A 22,162-nucleotide genomic window follows, 5' to 3' on the forward strand; every position below is an offset into this window, starting at 1 on the left:
AACGCGATTTTCAGTTCAAGTGCTTAGCTGGTCGCCGGGACTTGGAGAACGGCGTGCGACTAGGCTCTTTTACTTCATGGTTAAGAACAGCGACAAACCTCTTGGGGGCGGCGCTGATCATGACTGTGGCGGCTGTCGGTCCCGCCCACGCGGATGCCGAGCCGTCGCCTGCCCTTGAGCCCGGCTGCAGCGGCTGTCTTGTGCTCACCAGCATGCTGATCCAGGGCGTGAGCGCCTATCCGCTTGCGGACCTCGCCAGCGCCTATGATCAGCAACTCGCACGTCAGGTGACAGTCGATGACCTGGTCCAGTCGGCGACGGCGATCACGGCGCGGTATCGGAACGACGGATATTTCCTGACCCGGGCCGTCGTCGCCGAGACCGACCCCTTGGCGGGGTCGGCCCGGATCGTCGTTTTCGAAGGCTACATCGCCGAACTGCAGATCATCGGCGAAGGGGCGCGCGCCGTCCGGCCGATCCTCGCGCCGTTGCTGAACCGTCGCCCCCTGACCATCGGCGAGTTGGACCGCCGGCTGTCGCTGGCGTCCGATGTCCCGGGAGTGAAGCTGACCAGCCGGATCGAACCCGTCATCGGCGAACCGGCTCAGCACCGACTGGTCGTCGAGACGCAGATGTCTTCCGGGAGCGCCGGGCTCTACGTCGATAACCGCGGTCCGGAGGCGCAGGGCCCCTGGCAGGTCTACCTTTCCGGCAGCAGGAACTCGACCTTCGCGCCCGGCGACCAGATCTCGGCGGCGGTTCTCACCGTGCCGAACAGTCCCGACGAACTCACCTATGTCGACGCCTCCTATTCGGTCGCCGCCCCAGGCGGCGGACGTCTTCGTTTCGGCGTCTCGGGGTATGAGACGGACGCCCCTGTACAGAACGCCGGGAGTTGGATCGGCGGGAGCAGTCGTGTGGCGTCGGTCGCCCTTTCGCGCCCCGTGATCCGGTCGCGGGATAAAAATCTCTGGCTGAATGCGGGCCTCGACGTTCGTCGGGTCAAGCAGCGCTACGCCGAGACGGGTCTCGCCAAAGAGACCCTGGCGGTGGCGCGCTTCTCGGTCGCGGGACAGCGGCGCTATAGCCCGGGCTATGTCGCGGGTTCGGTGCAGCTTTCCAAAGGTCTCGACGCTTTCGGCGCCACGACCCGGTCCTCGCCCCTCAACACGCGCACCGACGCGACGGCCGAGTTCTTCAAGATCAACGCCCAGGTCAGCGCCTATCGCGACCTCGGAAAATATGTCGGCGTCTATGTCGAGGCGGCCGGCCAGTGGTCGGACGACCCCTTGCTGAGTTCCGAGGAATTCTTCGTGGGCGGGCCGACCTACGGCCGGGCCTACGACTATGGAGAGGCCAGCGGCGACAGAGCCGCGGCCGCAATGATCGAAGCCCGGGTCGGCTACGATCCAAAGGGAGACCTGATCTCATTCGCCCAGGCCTTCGCCTTCGTCGATTCGGCCAGGGTCTGGAACGTCGCGCCCGGCAAGGACTGGTCCGAAAGCCTGACCTCCGCCGGAGTCGGCTCTCGGATCACGTTCGGACGCAAAACCACGCTACGGGTCGAATTCGCAAAACCGCTTTCGCGCGCGCCCTACAATGAGCGGGACAAGGGCTGGCGAACATTCGTGTCGCTGTCGCGACAGTTCTAGAGCCCGGCCCCACCGAGGACTGCAGCGCCCGCCGGGCGCGTGATGATCGACCGAACGACTGCCGCGCTCGGCCGGGCATAAAGGCTCAGGCCCAACCGAGGCGCGCGCCGCGAAAGTTAAGCTTCTGAAAGAATCGGACTTTTCATCACGCCCGGCAGATGCACGGTTTACCGGGAGTTGCGTTTAGACCAAGGTCGCAGAGGAGCTGTGGGAGCGGAAGAGCATGTTGAATGCGATGGCGCAGGGCCTCGCGGGCGCAGAAAAGGCCGGGGGCTCGTGCGCCGAAAGCGATCTCGACTGGCTGATACAGGCCGTCGAATCGATGCTGAGACAGGCGTTTCCGACGCTCGTCATCGTGGGCAGCGGATCGGCCACCTACTTCAACGAGGCCTGCCGCCAGCTCGCTCTGGCGCCTTCCGCATCCCAGGGCGGCTCCCTGGCCGATATCGCCCCCTCGCTCTCGACCCAGCTCTCCACCGCCCTTGCGGCGGCCTGGGCCGGAGAGGCCACGACGGCGGAGGGGCTTCACCTGCAAGTTGATCGGGTTGAAGGCGCGCAGGAGACCTGGGTCAACGCCGCCGTCTCGCCGGTCGCCCGCGAAGGCCGGGTCTGCGCGGTCCTCTGCGTCCTGCGCGACGCCACGGAGGAGCGACGGCTGCGCGCCCGCCTGGCGACGGCGGAGGCGACGCTGGAATCCATGGCGGAGCTGACGCCCGCCTTCCTCTGGCGCCTCGACGCCCTGGGCGCCATCCGTTGGATGAACCCGCGATGCCAGGACTATCTCGGCCTCGGGCTTAAGGAGGCGCGGGAACATGGCTGGTCCGGCTGGCTCCATCCCTGCGATCGAGCACGCGTTATGGCGGAGTGGGGGCTCTCGCTTGCTGCGCCCCGTCCGTTCGAAAGTCGTCACCGCCTGCGCGACGCCGGCGGGTATTTCCGATGGTTCGTCGTCCGCGCCCTCCCGCAATACAATGAGGCGGGCGAACTGTTCGAGTGGCATGCGGCGGCACTCGAGGTCCTGGATGCAGCGGGCCCCTCGCACTCGGCCGAGCGCCGTCTGCTGTGGATCGCCGACCCGAGGGATTGGTCCCGGCGATACATGAACGCCGGGAGCGCCTCGAGCTGGCCGAGCAGCGGGCCCGATCAGGCAGTCAGCTGGGACGACCTGCTCAACGCGCTCGTCGAGGACGATCGCCCGGCCCTGCGCTATGCGTTCGAAAGTCTCATGTCCGGCCGACAGGGCGACGCGGCCTATCGCGCGCGCAACCGCGTCGGCGACATCCTGTCCATCGAGGAGACCGCCTATCCCATCGTCGAACCGGACGGCTCCATCAGCCGCCTGATGGGCGAATCCCGCATTCGGGCCGTCGTTCCGGCGGAGGTGATTATGATCGACGCGGCCCGTCGGGGTTGCAGCATGCGCCTCGCTCTCGAGCGCGACGGATTCCGCGTTCGGGTGGTTGCGGATCTTTCCCAGTCCGGTCTGGGTCGCGGCGCGGCCAGCGCGGCGGTCTATTGTTCGGACTCGACCGTCCCGGACATCCTCCATGCCTCCGAGGTCTTCGCGCGGGACCTCCCCGGGCTTCCCGTAGTCGTACTGGGCGATCCGGTGGCCTCTCCCCGGGAGATCATGGCGCTTCACCGCGCAGGAGTGAGCGACCTGCTGTCCTACGATGCGGAGGATATCGCCAAGGCCAGGGCGGTGCGCGAGAGCGTCGAATATCTCAATCAAGTCAATGATAACGCCCTACCAGGTAGCGACACCAGGGATCAGTTGAGCCGTCTGTCAGAGCGCGAACGGGACATTCTCGAACAGGCCGTCGCGGGCGGTACGTCCAAGACCATCGGACGGGCCCTCGGCCTCAGTCCGCGGACTGTGGACTTCCATCGCAGCAAGGCCTTGGACAAACTCGGCCTGAAGGCGGTCAGGCAGGCGTCTGACCTTTTCACCCCGCAAACCGCCATACTCGCGCGCCGTTCCTAGGCGCCGGAAGTAGGTCCCCTGCGCGGGACCCAGGGGGGCGCAATCGCGTCACGATTGTGTCCATCGCCGCATTAGCCTTTCCGATCGGGAGGCGCCCCACGCCTCCCCGCTGGGAGGACACTGATGCACGCACTGCAAACCCGCACCCGCCGCGCCCAAGCCCCGTCGGGAACGACACGGGCGACACGGCTGCTTGTCGCGCTCGTCTATATGGTCGGAACCTTCGTTCCCTTTGGGATGCTGGCGGCGCCGGAACGGGCGCGCGCCCAGACAAGCCTGGTCAATGTCTGTACGGGCGTGGCCCTGCCCCGCTCGGTCGTGACTGACATCTTGGGGCCGGTAATCACCGGGGTGGTGACGCCCTTGGAGGATACGCTCGACGGACTGCTGGGCATTCTGGTGCCTGACGTCGATGTCGGGGCCGATGATCTGTTGAGCGATGCGGCGAACGGGGAGGACATCACCCTTCAGGTGCTCGATGTGAACGGCGGCGTGGTCGATCCCGACAACGCCTGCGTCAACCAGGCCGACGGCTTCACCCTCGCGGAAGAAGCGGGCATCGCCATCGGCGGCAATCAGATCACGGGTCTCGGTTCGGGCGGCGCGATCGCGACGGCGGGCGAGGCTAACTCCATCGCCTTCGGCAATGGCGCTGCGACCGCCGCCACCTCGGCGGACGCCCTGGCCCTGGGACGCGACGCCGAAGTCCTGGGCGGCGCCGCCGGCTCGATCGCCCTTGGCGCCGACGCCTCGGCGGCGGTCGCCAACAGCCTTGCGCTCGGCGCGGGCAGCACCGCGCTTCGCGGCGCCCAGACGGGCTATTCCCCGATCGGCGTCGTCGATCCCCAGAACTCCGTCGGCGAAGTGTCCTTCGGCACGGCCGGGGCGGAGCGCCAGCTGACCAATGTCGCCGCCGGCTCGGCCGCGACCGACGCCGTCAACGTGAGCCAGCTGCAGACGGTGGCCACGGGCATAGACGCCTTGGCGGCGCTGGCCGTCACCTATGACGACGACACCGCCGCCACCCTGACCTTGGGCGGCGCGAGCGGGACCCTGATCACCAATCTCGCGACCGGCGGCCTCGCCCCGGGTTCGACGGACGCCGTCAACGGCGCCCAGCTGTTCGGTCTGGGCTCGAGCCTGGCGTCGGAGATCGGCGGCAGCACGGCCTTCGATCCGACGACCAGCACGATCGACATCGGCCTGACCTATGACGGCGTCGTCTACGGCAGCGTCCAGGAAGCCCTGGACGCCGTTGTCGCCGGTCCTGGCGGCGGCACCCCCTTCCTGGCCGTGAACTCCGCCTTAGGCGGGGCGCTTGCGGACGGCGTGGACTCCACCGCCGTCGGCCCCGCCGCCTCAGCCTCGGCCGACAACAGCGTCGCCCTCGGCGCCGGAAGCACGGCCGTTCGCGGCGGCGCGACCGACTATGCGGCGCTCGGCCTCGACACCCTTCAGACCGCAGCCGGCGAAGTGTCCATCGGCGCCGTCGGCGCCGAACGCCAGCTGACCAATGTGGCCGCCGGCTCGGCGGCGACCGACGCCGTTAACGTGGGCCAATTGCAGGGGGTGTCCGACGACGTTCAGGCGCTGGCGGACATCGCCGTCGCCTATGACGATCCGACAGCAACCAGCCTGACCCTGGCTGGCGTCGGGGGCACGGTGATTGGCAATGTGGCGGCGGGCGAGCTGAGCGACACCTCAACCGAGGCCGTGAACGGCGCTCAGCTATTCGCCACCAACACCCAGGTCGCCGCCAGCGTCGATGCGATCGACGAACTCGGCACGGACGTGGAAGACCTATCGCAGATCGCGGTCAAGTACGATGACGTCCTGGCGGGCCGGGCCACGCTCGCCGGCGTGGACGGCACGGTCCTGGCCAATGTGGCGGCCGGCGACCTGAGCGCGGCTTCCACCGAGGCGGTCAACGGCGCCCAGCTGTTCGCGACGAACACTCAGGTCTCGACCAACACCACCGCCATCACCAACCTCGGCGACGACCTCGGCGCCCTGTCCGACACGGCCGTCATGTACGACGACCTGCTGGCGGGCCGCGTGACTCTGGCCGGCGTCGACGGCACGGTGCTCGCCAATGTGGCGGCCGGAGACCTGAGCGCAGCCTCCACCGAGGCGGTCAACGGCGCCCAGCTGTTCGCCACCAACACCCAGGTCTCGACCAACACCATCGCCATCACCAATCTCGGCGACGACCTCGGCGCCCTGTCCGACACGGCCGTCATGTACGACGACCTGCTGGCGGGTCGCGTGACCCTGGCCGGCGTCGATGGCACGGTTCTGGCCAATGTCGCGGCCGGAGACCTGAGCGCCGCTTCCACTGAGGCGGTCAACGGCGCCCAGCTGTTCGCCACCAACACCCAGGTCTCGACCAACACCACCGCCATCACCAACCTCGGCGACGACCTCGGCGCCCTGTCCGACACGGCCGTCATGTACGACGACTTGCTGGCGGGCCGCGTGACCCTGGCCGGCGTCGATGGCACGGTTCTGGCCAATGTGGCGGCCGGCGAGCTGAGCGCCGCCTCGACTGAGGCGGTGAACGGATCGCAGCTGTTCGCCACCAACACCCAGGTGGCGCTGAACACGGATGCGATCGCGGACTTCGCCGATCTCTCCGCCCTGGCTGTCACCTATGACGATGCGACGTCGGACACGCTGACGCTGGCCGGAGCCGCCGGCACCACCCTCCGCAATGTGGCCGCGGGCGATCTGAGCGCGTCCTCCACCGAGGCGGTCAATGGCGCCCAGCTGTTCGCCACCAACACCCAGGTGGCCGACAACACCGCCGATATCGTCACCAACACGACCGACATCACCACCATCACCAACAATCTGAACAATGGCGCGATCGGCGTGGTCCAGTATTCCAATGCTGCGAATCCGACGACGCCGAACGGCGGCGTCGCCACGAACGACGTAACCCTCGTGGGCGCCCTCGCCGGTCCCGTCGGCCTGCACAATGTCGCTGCCGGCCTCATCGGCGCCGGGTCGAGCGACGCCGTCAACGGCGCCCAGGTCTTCGCCTTCGGCCAGAGCGCGGCCGCCGGCTTCGGCGGGGATACGGCCTTCGATCCTGCGACCAACACTCTGGACGTCACCCTCACCTATCAGGGCGTCGAATACGCCAGCGTTCAGGCCTTCCTCACCGCCCTGTCGGCCACACCGCTGGGCGGCGGCTCCAGCGTCTATCTGGCCGTCAACTCCAACCGGGGCCCCGCGACAGCGCAGGGCCAGGACGCCGCCGCCGTCGGGCCCGAGGCCCAGGCCGTCGCCGACAACAGCGTCGCCCTCGGCGCGGGCAGCATCGCCGATCGCGAGGCCCAGGCCGATTATGCGGCGCTCGGCCTCGCGGCCCTGCAGACCTCTGTGGGATCGGTCTCTATCGGCGCCCCCGGAGCGGAACGTCAGCTGACGCATGTCGCGGCGGGCACCGCGGCCACCGACGCCGTGAACGTCGCCCAGCTTCAGGGCGTGTCGGACCGCGTCGACGCCATCGCCGACACGGCTGTGGCTTACGATGATCCGTCGGGCGACACCCTGACCCTGGCAGGCGCAGACGGCACGACGATCACCAATGTGGCGGCGGGCGACGTCAGCGCGACCTCCTCCGACGCGATCAACGGATCGCAGCTGTTCGCCACCAACAATCAGGTGGCCCAGAACACGACGGCGATCACCACCCTGACCACCAACATCGCCAACGGCGGCGTGGGGCCGGTGCAGTACAGCGACGCCGGCGATCCCGCGACCCCGAACGGCGGCGTTCGCTCCGATGACCTCACCCTGGTCGGCGCCAGCGGCGGCGCGGTCGGCCTGCACAATGTCGCGGACGGCCTCATCGCCGCCGGCTCGACGGACGCCATTAACGGCGGTCAGATTTACGAACTCGCCTTCGCTGCGACCAACGCCGTGCAGTATGACACCGACGCCGACGGCGCGCGCACCAACAGTATCACCTTCCAGGGCGGCGACGCTGCGGCCCCGGTGACGCTGAACAATGTGGCCGCCGGCGAAGTCAGCGAGACCTCGACCCAGGCGGTCAACGGCGCCCAACTGTTCCAGACCAACCAGGCGGTCGTCACCGCCCAGACCACGGCGGACACCGCCCTAGCTCTTGGACAGAACTCGCTGCAGTACGCCGACGCGGGCCAGACGCGGGTCGTCCTGGGGCGCAGCGACGGACCAGCGGTCACGGTCAGCAACGTCGCGGCCGGCGTAGCCGACACCGATGCGGTCAATGTGATGCAGCTGCGCGAAAGCATGAACGCGGCGGTGGAACAGTCCAACGCCTACACCGATCTGCGCATGGCGGCGGTCAACTACAACCTTCAGGAAGTGCGCAAGCTGGCCTTCGCCGGCACGGCGGGCGCCCTGGCCGCCGCCGGGATGCCGCAGATCGCGGAACGCGGCAAGTCGATGTTCGCGGTCGGCTACGGCACCTACGAAGGGCAGTCGGCCATGGCGATGGGCTTCTCTCGCGCCCTGGGCGACGGCTCCATGGTCTTCCGGGCCGGCGCCACCTTCGACACTCAGAACCATGTCGGCGCCAACGCCGGCATCGGCTGGCGCTTCTGAACCGACCAGGGGGAGGCTTGTCTGTCCTCCCTCTGGTCGCCTCCCTGCATCTTACGGCCTGATTGAGTCATGCATGCCTCCTGTATCCCCCCTGCTCAGCGACGCCGACTTCGCCGCCATGAAGGCCCGGTTCGTCGCCGCCGGAGACCGGTTGACCGATCTGCAGTTGCTCGACCTCGCGGACTGCTATCACGAGATGCTTCGCCAACGCCGCGCGATCCGGGCGCGCCATCCTTCGGTGGCGCCCGCCAAGGGGTCATGCATCGCGCCAGAGGTGCGGTCCTTTTCTCCCGCCTCGGAAGAGCGGTCCGCCGAATGACCGCGTGACAGCGACGAGACCGAGATCTGCGGCGGGCGCGGGAGGACGCGGAACGGGACGCGGCGTCTTCGGTTGATCCAGAACGCCGGGAGAACACCGAATGGATCAACCACAGCTCAACAGCGCCGCCGTGACCCTGCAGGCTGGAAACCTCCGCTTCAAAGCGAAGGTGAAGGTCACCAACGCCGGCCTGTTGGCCGTCGGCGGACTGGTTTCGAGCATCCTGATCTCCACGACCGCTCTGGTCTGGGTCGCGACGGGTGTCGCCCGTCGCCGGACCGGGTCGATCGAGGCGCCGCTTCGGCGGTGAACCCGATGGGTCGCGCGCCAGCCAATGCCTGAAGTCTCGGGAGGGTGTTCGGCCTTCAGTTCCTGATGAGGAGGTCTGTCGGACGAGCCGTATCAGAAGGCCGGATCCGATCTGCGAGGTTGGCGTACCAGAGCCTCCAAAAATCGCATCAGCGACGATGAGAGGGGGAGAATGAGGAGCTGCTCGACTCTGTAAGCCTCTTGTGATACACATTTCTGCATCAAATAGCGCCTGTGATGCAAAAAAAGATATCAAATCAATACGGACTTGAGGGGGTCACCGAGGTGATCCGCAAAGCCCGTCTGGCGAAAGGTTGGAGCCAACGTGATCTCGCGGGCCGCGCTCCGCTGACCCAGCCGCAAATTTCCCGCATCGAAAGCGGCGAGGCGGATCTGCAAGTCTCCACCTTGATCGAACTGGCCAGGTCGCTCGATCTCGATGTCCAGCTCGTGCCGAAGACCGCCCTCGTCGCGGTCGAGGCCGCCGTCCGTTCCGCCGAAGAGCGCGCCGGCGAACGGATCGCTCAAAACCTTGTGGCGACGCTGGTGCGGCTTGCGGACGAGGCCCAGGCGGCCGCGCCGGATCGCGAGGACGTCGCGTTGATCGCCTCCGGCCTGCGGGAGCTCAAGACCCTATTGCCGGTGTCTCCTGGCGCGCTCCCGATTGCGAAACTCGAACGGCTGAAATCCCCTTTGCAGGATCTTCTCGACTCTCCGCCCACGTCCCGACGTCTCCATGCCCAACGCTTCCGCGACGCAGCGGCCTGGTTGAAGCCGCTCAGGAACACCCTGGCGCATGCGCCCCAAGCCGAGCGTCCCGCCTATCGACTCGACGATGAGGACGCGTGATGGCCGCTGACGCCCTGGAAGTTCTGCTCAATGGCCGCAGGATCGGCGTGATCAGCGCGCTCGGCGGAGATCAGTCGATCTTCTCCTTTGACGACGCCTATGCGGAGGACGCGGACCGTCCCACGCTGAGCCTGTCGTTCAAGGGTGAGCACGGGGGCTTGTTGCGCCATCACCGACCCACCCAGACCCGGCTGACGCCCTTCTTCTCGAACCTGCTGCCCGAGGGCCCGCTTCGCGACTATCTGGCCAAACGCGCCGGCATCAAGCCGATGCGGGAATATCCGCTCCTCGAGGTCTTGGGACCCGACCTGCCGGGCGCCGTGACGGTGCGCCCGATCGGCGAGGCCCTCTCCGCCTCCACCGACGCCGAGCACCAGGGAGAGGGCGAGGAGCCGCAAGGGACGGGCGAGGGCCCGTTGCGGTTCTCCCTGGCGGGCGTGCAGCTCAAGTTCTCCGCCGTGGCCGAAGCGCGCGGCGGGTTGACGATCCCCGCCAGCGGCGCGGGCGGAGACTGGATCCTCAAACTCCCTTCCGTTCGCTTTCGCGGGGTGGCGGCGAATGAGTTCTCAATGATGCGCCTCGCGCGGGCGATGGATATGGACATCCCCGACGTGGCGCTCGTGCCGCTCGATCAGATCGAGGGCCTGCCCGAGGGTATTGGCCGGATTGAGGAAGAGGCCTTCGCCGTACGCCGCTTTGATCGCCAGGAGGGCGGCGGTCGCATCCATACCGAAGACTTCGCGCAGGTCTTCGGGGTCTATCCCGGCGAAAAGTACGAGAAGGGCTCCTACCGCGCCCTGGCAAGGGTGCTGTGGCTGGAAACCGGTGAAGCGGGCGTGCGCGAGTTCATCCGGCGACTGGTGTTCAACACCCTGATCGGCAACGCCGACATGCATCTGAAGAACTGGTCGCTGATCTATCCCGATGGACGGACGCCCCAGCTCTCCCCCGGGTACGACTTCCTTTCGACGACGGTCTACATCCCCGATGAGGACGCCGCGCTGAAGTTCGCCCGGACCCGTCGGATGGCGGAACTGACGATGGACGAGATCGGCCATATGGCGGCCCGGGCCGGTCTTCCGGAGACCCTGGCGCGCGGCGCGGCCGCAGAGGCGGTCGATCGTTTCCATGAGGTCTGGCGCAGCGAGCGCGGACACCTGCCAATCTCCAAGCCGCTTAAAGCGGAGGTCGAACGGCTGCTGGCGAGCGTCCCCTTGGCGTCAGGCGGTTAAGCGAGCCCAGCATTTCATCCGGCGTCGCACGGGTCCGACACGCAAAAATGTGCCTTGCAGATTGCTTATGATAGATTGGATTTTCTGCGTCCTGGGTCCCATGCGGGTCCCAGGGCCCCACCCTAAGCGGAGCAATAACAGCAAGTGTTTGAAATGATGGCGCACCCGGAGCGATTCGAACGCCCGACCCCCAGATTCGTAGTCTGATGAAAATTTCAATGATTTCTGATATTTATATATTCAGCCTTGTAACAATCGGGGCTGGCGGGAAGCTGAAGATGGCGGTGGTTACAGGGTTGACGGTAGTCGGCCTGCATTCCTCCAGACTCGTTTCGACACTTCCTAGACGTTCGGAACGTCCGCAGCATGGCACCGAGGCTGCGGACGTTCATAAAGTACTATCGTGGCACTACGTCCATAACAGTACCAAGCGGGCGGCGGTGTCGCCGTCTTAGAAATCTGCATCAAGGCGGTGCTTGCGAAGTGGAAATAGCGTTCCCTCTATAACCTAGCTAAGTCTTCCTGCGTTAGGTCGAGAAGCTGGGGTACTGGACTTACTGGCGCGGCAGCCCGAGGCGTCGTCTTTTGTGCGAAGGCGCGGGCGATATGGACGGCCCGCTTTGTTGCTGCCAGAGATGTCAACGAAGCTGAAAGGGTGGACGGGCGTTATGTCAGTACTACATCCTAGAAGGAGGTCTGATGGAAGAGTTCGATTGGACCTGCGCGGCGGACATGGGCCTCTATACGGTACCGATGGCCGCTCGGCTGCTCGCTGCAAAGCAGAACAAGGTCCGCTCCTGGATCGAGGGCTATCCGAGTAGCGATGCTGAACCCATTCTGAGCCGCGATCTTCCAAAGGTCGGCGGCAAGACGGTTCTCAGCTTTCTCGACCTCGTAGAGGGGGCCTTCATCCGCCACTTCCTGGCCATTGGGTACAGCCCTCAAACGATCCGCCGCGTTTCTCTGAAACTTCGCGAACGACATCTAGTCGACCACCCCTTCGCAATGAACAAGCGCTTCAAGGCCGATGGAAAGCACATCTTCGAGGAGGTCGTTAGCGACGCCGGAGAGCAGAAGCTTGTCAACTTGATGAATGACAACTTCGAGATTGTGTCGGTGATTGAGCCGTCGCTGTTCGACCAAATCTTTTATGTGGAGGACGTTGCTCGGCAGTGGACGCCGCTCGTCGCGCACCCGCGCGTCGTCATCAATCCGAAGATGTCATTTGGCCGCCCGGTTCTGAAAGACCTGTGGGTGCCGACGGAGAAGCTGTTCCGCGCATACGTCAACGAGGGGAGTGCCGAGGCAGCCGCGTCCGAATGGGATGTGACACCGGACGACGTTCTCGCAGCAACCATGTTCGAACGGGACCTTGAACACCGGACGCTGCAATGAGGGTCCGCATTGACGAGAACGTGTCCCGACGCGTCGCCTCGGCCCTCAAGGGTTTCATGGTGAGCCAAGACGGATTCGTCGTCGATCACGTTCGAGATCATCACCCTCCCGGAACTAGCGATCCCAGTTGGATAAGGCAGTTTGCCGCCGAGGGCGGCCATGCCATCGTTTCCGGCGATGCACGGATACTCCAGCACTGGCCTGATCTCGTCGCCTACATGGAAAGCGGGCTGGTGTCGTTCTTTCCACCGGCGAAGTTTGATGATCTCAAAGGGCCAGGCCAAGCCGCGCTAATCATGCGGTGGTGGCCTGCAATCGTCGAACGAGCGAAGGCCTCCTCAGCGAGCCAGTGCTGGCGACTACCTCTCGATTGGAACCCTGACCTGTCCAAGTTCAAGGAGCTGAAGGACCCTCGCTTTGCGACGGATGCGCAGCGCGTCGAGCAAGGGATCGCGCCTGCGATGACCCGGCACCCCTTCCGTCCTGGCGATCTATCCGGCACAACCGATGATCAGCGGGCAGAGGGCTGAACGATTCAACACCGCTAATCGTACCAAGTAAGTGCGTTAAGGTGATGGTTCGTTGGCCCGGTGAGACGGAGGGGCAGCGTGCGGATCATCTCAAATCGGGGGACTGATCGCGCCATCGATCAGATCGAGGGCGTGGCCGCCACCGCTGACGCTAGCGCCATCAGTCCGAGTGTTTCGATCTTCGGCATTTCGGCGCTGCAAGGCGTCTTGCCGCAAGACCTGCCCCTACGGCTGCTGTTGTCCGGCGAAACAATGCTGTCGGAAAGCATACTGGGCGGCGGATCGGATCGTTTCCTGCGAAACAGTCTCACCGTCCGCCGGCTGGCCTCTGATGCCGCGCGGTGGATGTCAGGCGCGCAAGTGCGGATCGCCCAGACCCGTGTGCCGCAGTCCGCCTTCATGCTGCGAAACTCAGACGGCACGCCCTCGCTCGCTATGGTCGGAGCCTGCTCGCTGACCACCTCGGGGCTGGGGGTAACGCCCGCCGACCCGTTTAGCCTACTTCAAACGGCGGAGACGCCAGCCGAACTGACGACGCTGGCGTCCTGGTTCGAGGAGCAGTGGCGAACGCTAGGCGACAAGCCGGATGGGCGGCACGATTTTCTGAAGCGCCTGACTCAGATTGCAGGCCGTCGGTCCGCCTCTGAAGTTCACCTGCGCATCCTGGACGCCCTGTTCAGTGAGATGGGCGAGGCCTTAGATGAAGAGAGGATCGTGCGGTCCGCCACCGGCATCCGCGATACTACGGTATGGTCCAAACTCTATCGCTTCCAGCGCGATGGCGTCGTTGGTGCGATCGATAAGTTGCAGCGGTATGGGGGCTGCATAATCGCCGATAGCGTCGGTCTAGGTAAGACCTTCGAAGCCTTGGCCGTCATCAAGTATCACGAACTGCGAAACGACCGCGTCCTGGTCCTTTGCCCAAAGCGGCTTCGGGATAACTGGACACTTTGGAAAGCGAATGATCGACGCAACAGCCTAGCCGGGGACCGCTTCAACTACGACGTCCTAAACCACACCGATCTGTCACGCGAAAGCGGGATGTCAGGCGACATCCAATTGAGCCACGTCAACTGGGGCAACTACGATCTGGTGGTCATCGACGAGTCTCACAACTTCCGAAACCGGGCCGCCCACAAGGATAAGGAGGGCCGCTACGACAAGCTGATGCGGCAGATCATCAAGGCTGGCGTTAAGACCAGGGTGTTGATGCTGTCAGCGACGCCCGTCAACAATCGCCTGGCGGACATCAAGAACCAGATCGCTTTCGCGACCGAGGGCAACGACGCCGCTCTCGCCAGCCAGAACATCCCGTCGATCGAGGCCACCATCCGCTTCGCTCAGGGACAGTTTAACCGCTGGCAGGAGATGCCCGAAGCGCGACGGACCTCGGCTCGGCTGCTCGATATGCTGGGCTTCGACTATTTCCGGCTTCTGGACCTTATGACGATTGCGCGCAGCCGTAAGCACATCGAGCGCTACTACGGCACCAGTGAGACCGGTCAGTTCCCGGCTCGGCTCGCCCCGCTCAACATCAAGGCCGACGTCGACACCAGCGGTACATTCCCGCCGATTGGCGAGATCAACAATGCGATCCGGCGCCTGAATCTCGCCGTCTATGCCCCCCTCCGTTACGTCTTGGATTCCAAGAAAAAGGCTTACGACGAGAAATACAGCCAGCAGGTTCGTGGCGGCGGCGGCGTCTTCAGCCAGTTGGATCGGGAAGAGAGCCTGGTTCATCTGCTACGGGTGAACCTGCTGAAGCGGATGGAAAGTTCGGTCGCCAGTTTCGCGATGACCGTCCGCCGCCAGCTTGAAGCCGTTGACGTCCTGATCGCGAAGATCGATGCGCATGAAGTGGCCCTGGACGAGCCATCCATCGACGACCTCGACCTGGATGACCCGCTGTTCGAGGCCTTGGCCGTCGGGCGTCGAGTTCGCGTGTTGCTGGCTGACACCGACCGCGTCCGCTGGCGACAGGACCTCGAAGAAGATCGTGCTGGCCTCGCCGCCATGCTGGCCGACGCCCAGGCGATCATCCCCGAGCGTGACGCCAAGCTGGCGCGACTGCGCGCCTATATCGCGGAGAAGGTCGCCAACCCATTCAATCTCGGCAATCGTAAAATCATCGTCTTCACCGCCTTCGCCGATACGGCCAGGTACCTGTACGAAGAACTGATCCAGTCCGGCGATCTGAACACCGCCTTGGTAACTGGCTCTGGCGGGAACCGCACGACGGTCAAGGGGCTGCGCTCCGACCTGGGTTCGATTCTGACCGCCTTCTCGCCCCGTTCGAAGGGCCGCCCCGACGACCTGGCGGAGGAGGGTGAGATTGACCTATTGATCGCTACCGACGTCATCAGCGAGGGGCAGAACCTTCAGGACTGCGACTGCCTCATAAACTACGACATCCATTGGAACCCCGTGCGGATCGTCCAACGTTTTGGGCGGATCGACCGGATCGGTTCGATCAATGACACGATCCAGTTGGTGAACTTCTGGCCCAACGTCGATCTGGACACCTACATCGGTTTGGAGAAGCGGGTCTCGGGCCGGATGAAGCTGCTGGATGTCTCGGCAACGGGCGAGGAGAACATCATCGAGTCGTCGTCCGGCGATGTGATGAACGATCTCGACTACCGCCGTCGCCAGCTTGAGGCGCTTCAGACGACAGTCATCGATCTGGAGGATTTGTCGTCGGGCGTGTCGATCGCCGACATGACACTGAACGATCTACGGGCGGATTTCGCGGCGCTGAAGCCTGAGGCGCGCGACGCCCTGGTCTTACTGCCGCTGACGACGCACGCGGCCGTGTGGGCGAACGACGAGGTTCCAGCGGGCGCGATCTTCTGTCTTCGCGCCGAGACGCCCAAGGCGCTGGCCGCCCTGTCGCCGAACGATCCGCTGCGCCCCCACGTCGTCGTCCACGTTGGGCCTGACGGTGAAATGCTGCTGACGCCTAGCCAGGCCAAGCGCGCCCTGGACCGGACGAAATATCTGGCAGATCGCGGCCAGACGCCCGACGACTCGGCATGGGACCGACTGGACGCCTTGTCTCGTCAGGGGCGCGTCATGAAGCCGTGGCAGGACGCTTTGGCCGCCGCCATCGCCGCCGTCTCGGGCAAGGCCGAGGAGCGCGCTATCGACAGCCTGTTCAGCGCCGGCGAACTGGCCGACCCTGCCGGCTTCGCGGGCATGGAGGACTGGGAAGTCGTGGGCTGGTTCGCGGTTCTGGAACGGCCGGACGGGGAATGACGCCATGCTCGACCGCGTGTACCAGGCCTTGGTGCTGCCGGCAGCGACGGCAATCGACAGGCGAGTACCCAAGACTGTCTTTAATGAACGGGCCGACCTGTCGGCTACCGACAAGCGTTTACTGGACGGCGGGCTAGACCGGCTCGACTGGCGCGCGACCTTGAAGCCTGCATCGGTCGGCCTGGCCGCCTATGCCGATGCGGCTCGTGCCTATCCTCAGGTCGTGGTGATGTCCGCGCGATTGCGAGCCGGCGCGGACGCCGATCGGCTGACAATGGTGATCCATCGGGCGATCGCCCATCCCTTGGTGCTGTTATGCCAAGGCGCTGGCGGCGTGGTCTTGTCCGTCGGTTTGAAGCGGCGCCACGAGCGTGAGGCCGACCGGGTGGTGATCGACCGCGTCGCCGCGTCGCCGCCAATCACGGCGCGCGCGGAAACGATGGCGAATACTTTTCTCAACAGTCTGGACCTGGCCAAAATCGGCCGGCGGGACCTATGGGGGCTTCATGTCGGGTGGTCTGAGCGGATCGAGGCCTTTGCCACGGCGCAGATCACCGGCGTCTTTCGATTGCCCATCGACGAAGTTGAGGCTCAGGCTCGGCGCGACGGCATGGCTGAGCATGAAAAGCAGATCAAGGCGATCTCGGCCTTGCGCAAGCGCGCCCAGGCTGAGAAGCAGCTAAATCGGCGTATCGATCTGGCGCGCGAGGTTACGCAGGCTGAAGATCAGCTTGCCGCCATCGTCGCTCGACTGACCTGACGCCCGACTGATTTGACGGAACGGAGCCTGCCTCATGTCATTGACGACCCTGCGCGCCATCACGCCCGTGACTGCTGACGAGGCTGAGGCGCAGAGCGCCGATCTCGTGGCGGCCAATGTACGGGCGATGAAGGGCCTGTTCCCCGATGCGTTCAGCGAGGGTGGCGTCGATTTCGACATCCTGCGCCAACTGCTGGGTGATGCCGTCGATGACGGGGAGGAGAAGTACGGGTTGAACTGGTCCGGCAAGCGCTTCGCGCGCAGATCGGCACTCTTGCCGTCGCTAGGAACGTTGCTGCCAAATCCCGAGGATAGCGTTGACTGGACCAACACGAAGAATTTGTTCATCGAGGGCGACAATCTTGAGGTATTGAAGATACTTCTTAAAAGCTATAACCGCAAGGTCAAGGCGATATACATCGATCCGCCTTACAATACCGGAACAAATATAGTTTACCCAAATGATTTTGAGGATAGCATTCGCGCTTACCTCGAATTGACCGGTCAAGTGGATGGGGAGAGGAGGCTATCAAGTAATCCCGAGAAGGGCGGGCGCTTCCATTCGAAGTGGCTATCTATGATTTACCCTCGGATAATGCTTGCCAAAGAACTCCTATCTAATGACGGGGTGTTATTTGTTACTATAGACGAGAACGAGCACGCTACTCTAAGCCTCGTGCTTAAGGATATTTTCGGCGAAGATAACTATGAGCACGCCTATGTCTCTATTGTGCACAACCCTCGCGGGCAGCAAGGAAAGAATATTTCCTACGTCCACGAAAGTGCCATCGTCGTTTATCCGTCTGATGGGAAGAAGTATCTATCAGACGTAGCCAAGGCTGAGATTGACTCTAGAAACCTTCGAGATAGCGGGACGGAGTCAGACAGAACTGACGCCAGAACTTGTTTTTATCCTTTCATCGTCAAGGAAGGGAAGATCGTAGATATTGGCCCGGTTCCTCCGGAGGATTTTCATCCAGAGGCCGCAAACGTAAATCGCGCCGACGGGACCATTGAAATATGGCCCATGACTGACTCTGGTGATGAGAAAAAGTGGAGGTACTCCCGTGAGTCTGTTTCTAGGATTTTTGAAAAGCTAGAAGCCAAGCCTGGACGTAATTCTGTGCAGATCATCTTTAATAAAGATGCCGGAACGATGCGCAGCGTTTGGCAAAATGCTCGGTATGATTCGAGCGAGTACGGAACCAAGTTGCTGGACGGGCTCATCCCCGGCATCGGCTTCACTTTTCCGAAGAGTATCTGGTCGGTTTATGACGCGGTGAGCCTCATGACCGAAAATGATCCCGATGCGATTGTGATGGACTTCTTCGCGGGTTCTGGAACCACTGGTCACGCTGTCATGGCGAGAAATGCGGCTGATGGGGGCAACCGGCGCTACATCCTTGTACAGTTGCCAGAACCACTTGACCCCTTTGATAAGGATCAGAAAGCGGGAGCAGCTTTCTGCGATAGCCTGGGAAGACCGCGAACCATTGCCGAATTAACAAAGGAACGGCTTCGTCGTGCCGGAGCCAAGGTGAAGGCTGACAACCCCGACGCGACCGCTGATCTGGGCTTCCGCGCCTATAAACTAGCAACTTCGAATCTGAAGGCCTGGGCACCGGGTGACGACTTGGAAGCCGATCTCCTGTCCGCTGCTGATAACCTGGCTCCCGGCCGCACCGAAGATGACCTGCTGGTTGAACTGTTGCTTAAACGCGGCATCGATCTGGCCGAACCCAGCCAGACGCGCCAGATCGCGGGCCGAACCGTCCACGCCTTCGGCGGCGGCGTCATGCTCGCCTGTCTAGGCGACGTGAGGGTCGCAGATGCGGAGGCCTTGGCCGACGGCATGGCCGACTGGGTCGAGGCTTTGTCGCCGGTCGCGAAAACCATGATCTTCTTCAAGGACGCCGGTTTCGAGAACGACGTGGCCAAGACCAATGTCGCCAAAATTCTGGACCAGCGCCTGAACGGGCGCGGGCCCGGCGAAGTCCACCTGCTGGAAGCGGTGCGCAGCGTATGAAACTGCGTTTCGAATCCGACCTGGGCTTCCAGAAGCAGGCCATCGACGCCGTCTGTGATCTGTTCAAGGGTCTGGAGATCAATCGCACCGAGTTCACGGTCTCGCGCGTCGGCGCCGACGACGCTCAGGCGCAACTGGGTCTGGACGATGACGGCCTGGGAGTTGGCAACCGTCTGACCCTGCTGGACGACGAGGTTCTGGCCAATCTGCGAGCGGTGCAATTGCGCCATGCCCTGGCGCCGGCGGACGCGCTGGACAGTATGGATTTCACGGTTGAAATGGAGACGGGCACGGGCAAGACCTATGTCTATCTGCGCACCATCTTTGAACTTAATCGGCTGTACGGCTTCACCAAGTTCGTCATCGTCGTGCCCTCGGTCGCGATCCGTGAAGGCGTCGCGAAGACGCTGGAAATGACCAAGGAGCATTTTCGCGCCCTCTATGCCGGCCAGCCGATGGACTGGTTCGTCTATGACAGCAGCAAGTTGGGCCAGGTGCGCGACTTCGCCACCTCGTCCACTATCAAGGTCATGGTCGCCACCATCGGCGCCTTGAACAAGCTGGACACCAACGTCTTCTATACGCCCCACGAGCGGACCGGTGGCGAACGCCCTGTCGATCTGGTTCGGGCGACCCGCCCCGTGGTTATCGTCGATGAGCCCCAGTCCGTGGACGGTGGCGCGACGGGCAAGGGCAAGCAGGCGCTGGACGAAATGCGTCCGCTCTGCACTCTGCGCTACTCGGCCACTCATGCCACAAAGCATCACATGGTCTATCGGCTGGATGCGGTGGACGCCTACGAGCAGAAGCTGGTCAAGCGCATCGACGTCGCGGGGCTGGAGATCACCGGCGCCCACAACACCCCCTATGTGCGGGTCACTGATATCAAATTCTCCAAGTCCAAGGCGCCGGTAGTCTCGGTCGAACTAGACGTGCAGGGCAAGGGAACGGTCTTGCGTCAAATCAAGACCGGCCTGACCGACGGACGCGACCTAGCCGACCTGAGCAAGCGCGAGGTCTATCGGGACATCTCCATCGGGACGATCGGGAAATCGGCGACCGGTGAGGCGCTGATGCAGTTGAACCTGCCCGGCGACGTGAAGTGGCTGCGTGTCGGAGAGGCGCACGGCGACGTCGATCGCGGCAGCATCGTTCGCCGCATGATCCAGCGCACCATCAAGGAGCATTTTGATCGCGAGCGCGTGCTGAGACCCTTGGGCATCAAGGTCCTGAGCCTGTTCTTCATCGACCGCGTCGACCATTACCGCGTCTATGGCGACGACGGCTCACGTTCGCTCGGCATGTATGGCGTGATGTTCGAAGAGGAGTACCGAAAGCTGGCGGCCCACCCTGACTACAGCGCCAGCCTGTTCGGCGACGGGGCGATCGAGCCCGAGCGCGCCCACGACGGTTACTTTTCCCAGGATCGCAAAGGCAAGGTCACCGAGCCTGAGGTCAATGCTTCGGGCGACCTGAAGAACGCTTCCAGCCGAGAAGACGCCGAGCGCGGCTTCCGCCTGATCATGCGCGACAAGGAGAAGCTGCTGGACGAGAAGGAGCCGCTGCGCTTCATCTTCTCGCACTCGGCTTTGCGCGAGGGCTGGGACAACCCCAATGTCTTCCAGATTTGCGTACTGCGCGAGATGGGCGGCGACCGCGAGCGTCGCCAAACCATTGGTCGAGGTCTTCGCCTCTGCGTCGACAGCAAGGGCGAACGACGCCGCGACGAGGGCCTGAACGTCCTGACCGTCGTCGCCGAAGAAAGCTACGCCAGCTTCGCCGAAGGCCTCCAAAATCAGATCGAAATCGATCTGGGAATTCACTTCGGAACGGTGACCAGAGAGGCCTTCGCCCACTTGCCCATCGAAGGAGAGGACGGTGTTCTGGCCCCCTTGGGCGTGGCGGCTTCGACTGCCTTGTTCGAACACCTTCAGGCCCTGGGCCATCTGACCGCCAAGGGGCGGATCGAGGACAGCCTACGACGAGAACTCAAGGCGGGTACGCTGAAGCTGCCGGAGGCCTTCGATGGCGTCGCCGCCCATGCGCGCGCGCTTTTGACCAAGCTGGCGGGCCGGCTGGATATCCGCAATGCCGATAATCGTGTTCAGATCAGCATGAACCGGGAAGTGTTCCTCAGCGACGACTTCCGCGCCCTGTGGGACCGCATACGGGCCAAGACGACCTATCGCGTCGCCTTCGACAACGAGGCCTTGATCTTGGCGGCGATCGACCGGCTCAAGGCCTCGATCCAGGTCGCTCCGGCGCAGGCCAGATGGCGCAAGGGTCAGATGGAAATCTCCAAGGCCGGTGTCGCGGGCGTGCGCGAAACGACATCGCAGTTCATGACGCTGTCGGCTGAGAACGCTGCTGTGCCCGACGTCCTGGGCGAACTTCAGAACCGCACTGAACTGACTCGCCGTACCCTGGCCCGTATCCTGATCGATAGCGAGCGACTGGATGATCTGCGCCAGAACCCCGCCTCCTTCATCGACCAGGCCGCTGACCTGATAAACCGCGCCAAGGTGGACGCCTTGGTCGATGGCGTCCGCTACCAAGCCATCGGCCCCGACAGCTTTTACGCGCAGGAATTGTTCGAGACTGAGGAACTTAACGGCTATCTGGACAAGATGGTCGAGGTCCAGAAGTCGGTCAGCGACGCGATCCGCTACGACTCGACGGTCGAACGGACCTTCGCCGAGGCCCTCAACGCCAACGAGGCCGTGAAGGTGTTCGCCAAGCTTCCCGACTGGTTCAAAGTTCCGACTCCGCTGGGCTCTTACAACCCTGACTGGGCCGTGTTGCTGAGCAGCGAGGCCGGTGACCGGCTCTATTTCGTCGTGGAAACCAAGGGCAGCCAGTTCCTGGAAGACTTACGAGCCTCGGAGGCGGCTAAGATCCATTGCGGGGCCTCGCATTTCCGCGAGATCGCCCGCTCGGAGCAGGAGCCGGCGTTTGTGCAGGCGGTGACGGCCGAAGACATCCTTAAGCGAGCAACGGCATGAGGAATGTCCTGCGCAGAAAAGACTGAGGCAGCGTGGGGCTCGAGCGCCCGCGCGGTCGAGTCACGTTTCCCACCGGGCGTGACTCCAATCCCCCGACCGGATTAACAAATAGTTCAGTCACGTTAGCCACCAACGATGACTCCGAGCCTTTTCGCCTGAACCGCTACCTCGACCAGTCACGTTTTCCACCTGACGTGACTCCTGACCAAGTCTAACTGGTAGAAAATGAAGGGTTTTTTGTTCGGAAAAACCAGCA

The 22,162-nt window shown here is 63.7% G+C and carries 13 protein-coding genes; all 13 read left to right on the forward strand.

All coding sequences use genetic code 11. The features are described from left to right. Positions 1–119: 119 nt before the first annotated feature. Complete coding sequence (locus ACP69V_RS15165; protein ID WP_426024588.1) at positions 120–1,652, forward strand: ShlB/FhaC/HecB family hemolysin secretion/activation protein; 1,533 nt, start codon at positions 120–122, stop codon at positions 1,650–1,652. Positions 1,653–1,875: 223 nt separating this feature from the next. After that, complete coding sequence (locus tag ACP69V_RS15170; RefSeq protein WP_426024589.1) at positions 1,876–3,636, forward strand: PAS domain-containing protein; 1,761 nt, start codon at positions 1,876–1,878, stop codon at positions 3,634–3,636. Positions 3,637–3,759: 123 nt separating this feature from the next. Further along, positions 3,760–8,229 carry a YadA-like family protein gene (locus ACP69V_RS15175; protein WP_426024590.1) on the forward strand — a complete coding sequence of 1,490 codons (4,470 nt, stop codon included), beginning with the start codon at positions 3,760–3,762 and terminating at the stop codon, positions 8,227–8,229. A 73-nt stretch (positions 8,230–8,302) separates the two neighbouring features. Beyond that, positions 8,303–8,548, forward strand: coding sequence for a hypothetical protein (locus tag ACP69V_RS15180; RefSeq protein ID WP_426024591.1), 246 nt, complete (start codon positions 8,303–8,305; stop codon positions 8,546–8,548). Positions 8,549–8,648: 100 nt separating this feature from the next. Continuing rightward, a complete protein-coding gene (locus ACP69V_RS15185) occupies positions 8,649–8,858 on the forward strand; it encodes a hypothetical protein (RefSeq protein WP_426024592.1) in 210 nt (69 codons plus the stop codon). A gap of 236 nt (positions 8,859–9,094) precedes the next feature. Beyond that, the gene (locus tag ACP69V_RS15190; protein WP_426024593.1) at positions 9,095–9,706 is read left to right on the forward strand and encodes a helix-turn-helix domain-containing protein; all 612 of its coding nucleotides are present in this window, start codon (positions 9,095–9,097) and stop codon (positions 9,704–9,706) included. Beyond that, on the forward strand, positions 9,706–10,938 hold the full coding sequence (locus tag ACP69V_RS15195) for a type II toxin-antitoxin system HipA family toxin (RefSeq protein ID WP_426024594.1): 1,233 nt from the start codon (positions 9,706–9,708) through the stop codon (positions 10,936–10,938). Before ACP69V_RS15190 ends, ACP69V_RS15195 begins: the two co-directional genes overlap by 1 nt. A 699-nt stretch (positions 10,939–11,637) precedes the next feature. Next, the gene (locus tag ACP69V_RS15200; RefSeq protein WP_426024595.1) at positions 11,638–12,333 is read left to right on the forward strand and encodes a hypothetical protein; all 696 of its coding nucleotides are present in this window, start codon (positions 11,638–11,640) and stop codon (positions 12,331–12,333) included. Next, positions 12,330–12,863 (forward strand): hypothetical protein, encoded by a 534-nt coding sequence (locus ACP69V_RS15205; protein WP_426024596.1) that lies wholly within the window; start codon positions 12,330–12,332, stop codon positions 12,861–12,863. The genes ACP69V_RS15200 and ACP69V_RS15205 overlap by 4 nt, the downstream gene beginning before the upstream one ends. A gap of 78 nt (positions 12,864–12,941) precedes the next feature. After that, positions 12,942–16,118, forward strand: a complete 3,177-nt coding sequence (locus ACP69V_RS15210) for a helicase-related protein (RefSeq protein ID WP_426024597.1) — start codon at positions 12,942–12,944, stop codon at positions 16,116–16,118. 4 nt (positions 16,119–16,122) lie between these two features. Then, a complete protein-coding gene (locus ACP69V_RS15215) occupies positions 16,123–16,878 on the forward strand; it encodes a DUF4391 domain-containing protein (RefSeq protein ID WP_426024598.1) in 756 nt (251 codons plus the stop codon). Between the two features lie 34 nt (positions 16,879–16,912). After that, on the forward strand, positions 16,913–18,904 hold the full coding sequence (locus ACP69V_RS15220) for a site-specific DNA-methyltransferase (protein WP_426024599.1): 1,992 nt from the start codon (positions 16,913–16,915) through the stop codon (positions 18,902–18,904). Continuing rightward, a complete protein-coding gene (locus ACP69V_RS15225; RefSeq protein ID WP_426024600.1) occupies positions 18,901–21,906 on the forward strand; it encodes a type III restriction-modification system endonuclease in 3,006 nt (1,001 codons plus the stop codon). Before ACP69V_RS15220 ends, ACP69V_RS15225 begins: the two co-directional genes overlap by 4 nt. The last annotated feature ends 256 nt before the right edge of the window (positions 21,907–22,162 follow it).

Source organism: Brevundimonas sp. PWP3-1b1 (genome assembly GCF_049896065.1).
Taxonomy (GTDB): domain Bacteria; phylum Pseudomonadota; class Alphaproteobacteria; order Caulobacterales; family Caulobacteraceae; genus Brevundimonas; species Brevundimonas intermedia_B.

Excerpts from the sequence above, each read along its gene's own strand:
- ACP69V_RS15190 (WP_426024593.1), top strand. The coding sequence starts at position 9,095 with ATGCAAAAAAAGATATCAAATCAATACGGACTTGAGGGGGTCACCGAG.
- ACP69V_RS15195 (WP_426024594.1), top strand. The coding sequence starts at position 9,706 with ATGGCCGCTGACGCCCTGGAAGTTCTGCTCAATGGCCGCAGGATCGGC.
- ACP69V_RS15220 (WP_426024599.1), top strand. The coding sequence starts at position 16,913 with ATGTCATTGACGACCCTGCGCGCCATCACGCCCGTGACTGCTGACGAG.
- ACP69V_RS15200 (WP_426024595.1), top strand. The coding sequence starts at position 11,638 with ATGGAAGAGTTCGATTGGACCTGCGCGGCGGACATGGGCCTCTATACG.
- ACP69V_RS15180 (WP_426024591.1), top strand. The coding sequence starts at position 8,303 with ATGCCTCCTGTATCCCCCCTGCTCAGCGACGCCGACTTCGCCGCCATG.
- ACP69V_RS15185 (WP_426024592.1), top strand. The coding sequence starts at position 8,649 with ATGGATCAACCACAGCTCAACAGCGCCGCCGTGACCCTGCAGGCTGGA.
- ACP69V_RS15225 (WP_426024600.1), top strand. The coding sequence starts at position 18,901 with ATGAAACTGCGTTTCGAATCCGACCTGGGCTTCCAGAAGCAGGCCATC.
- ACP69V_RS15175 (WP_426024590.1), top strand. The coding sequence starts at position 3,760 with ATGCACGCACTGCAAACCCGCACCCGCCGCGCCCAAGCCCCGTCGGGA.
- ACP69V_RS15170 (WP_426024589.1), top strand. The coding sequence starts at position 1,876 with ATGTTGAATGCGATGGCGCAGGGCCTCGCGGGCGCAGAAAAGGCCGGG.
- ACP69V_RS15215 (WP_426024598.1), top strand. The coding sequence starts at position 16,123 with ATGCTCGACCGCGTGTACCAGGCCTTGGTGCTGCCGGCAGCGACGGCA.
- ACP69V_RS15165 (WP_426024588.1), top strand. The coding sequence starts at position 120 with ATGACTGTGGCGGCTGTCGGTCCCGCCCACGCGGATGCCGAGCCGTCG.
- ACP69V_RS15205 (WP_426024596.1), top strand. The coding sequence starts at position 12,330 with ATGAGGGTCCGCATTGACGAGAACGTGTCCCGACGCGTCGCCTCGGCC.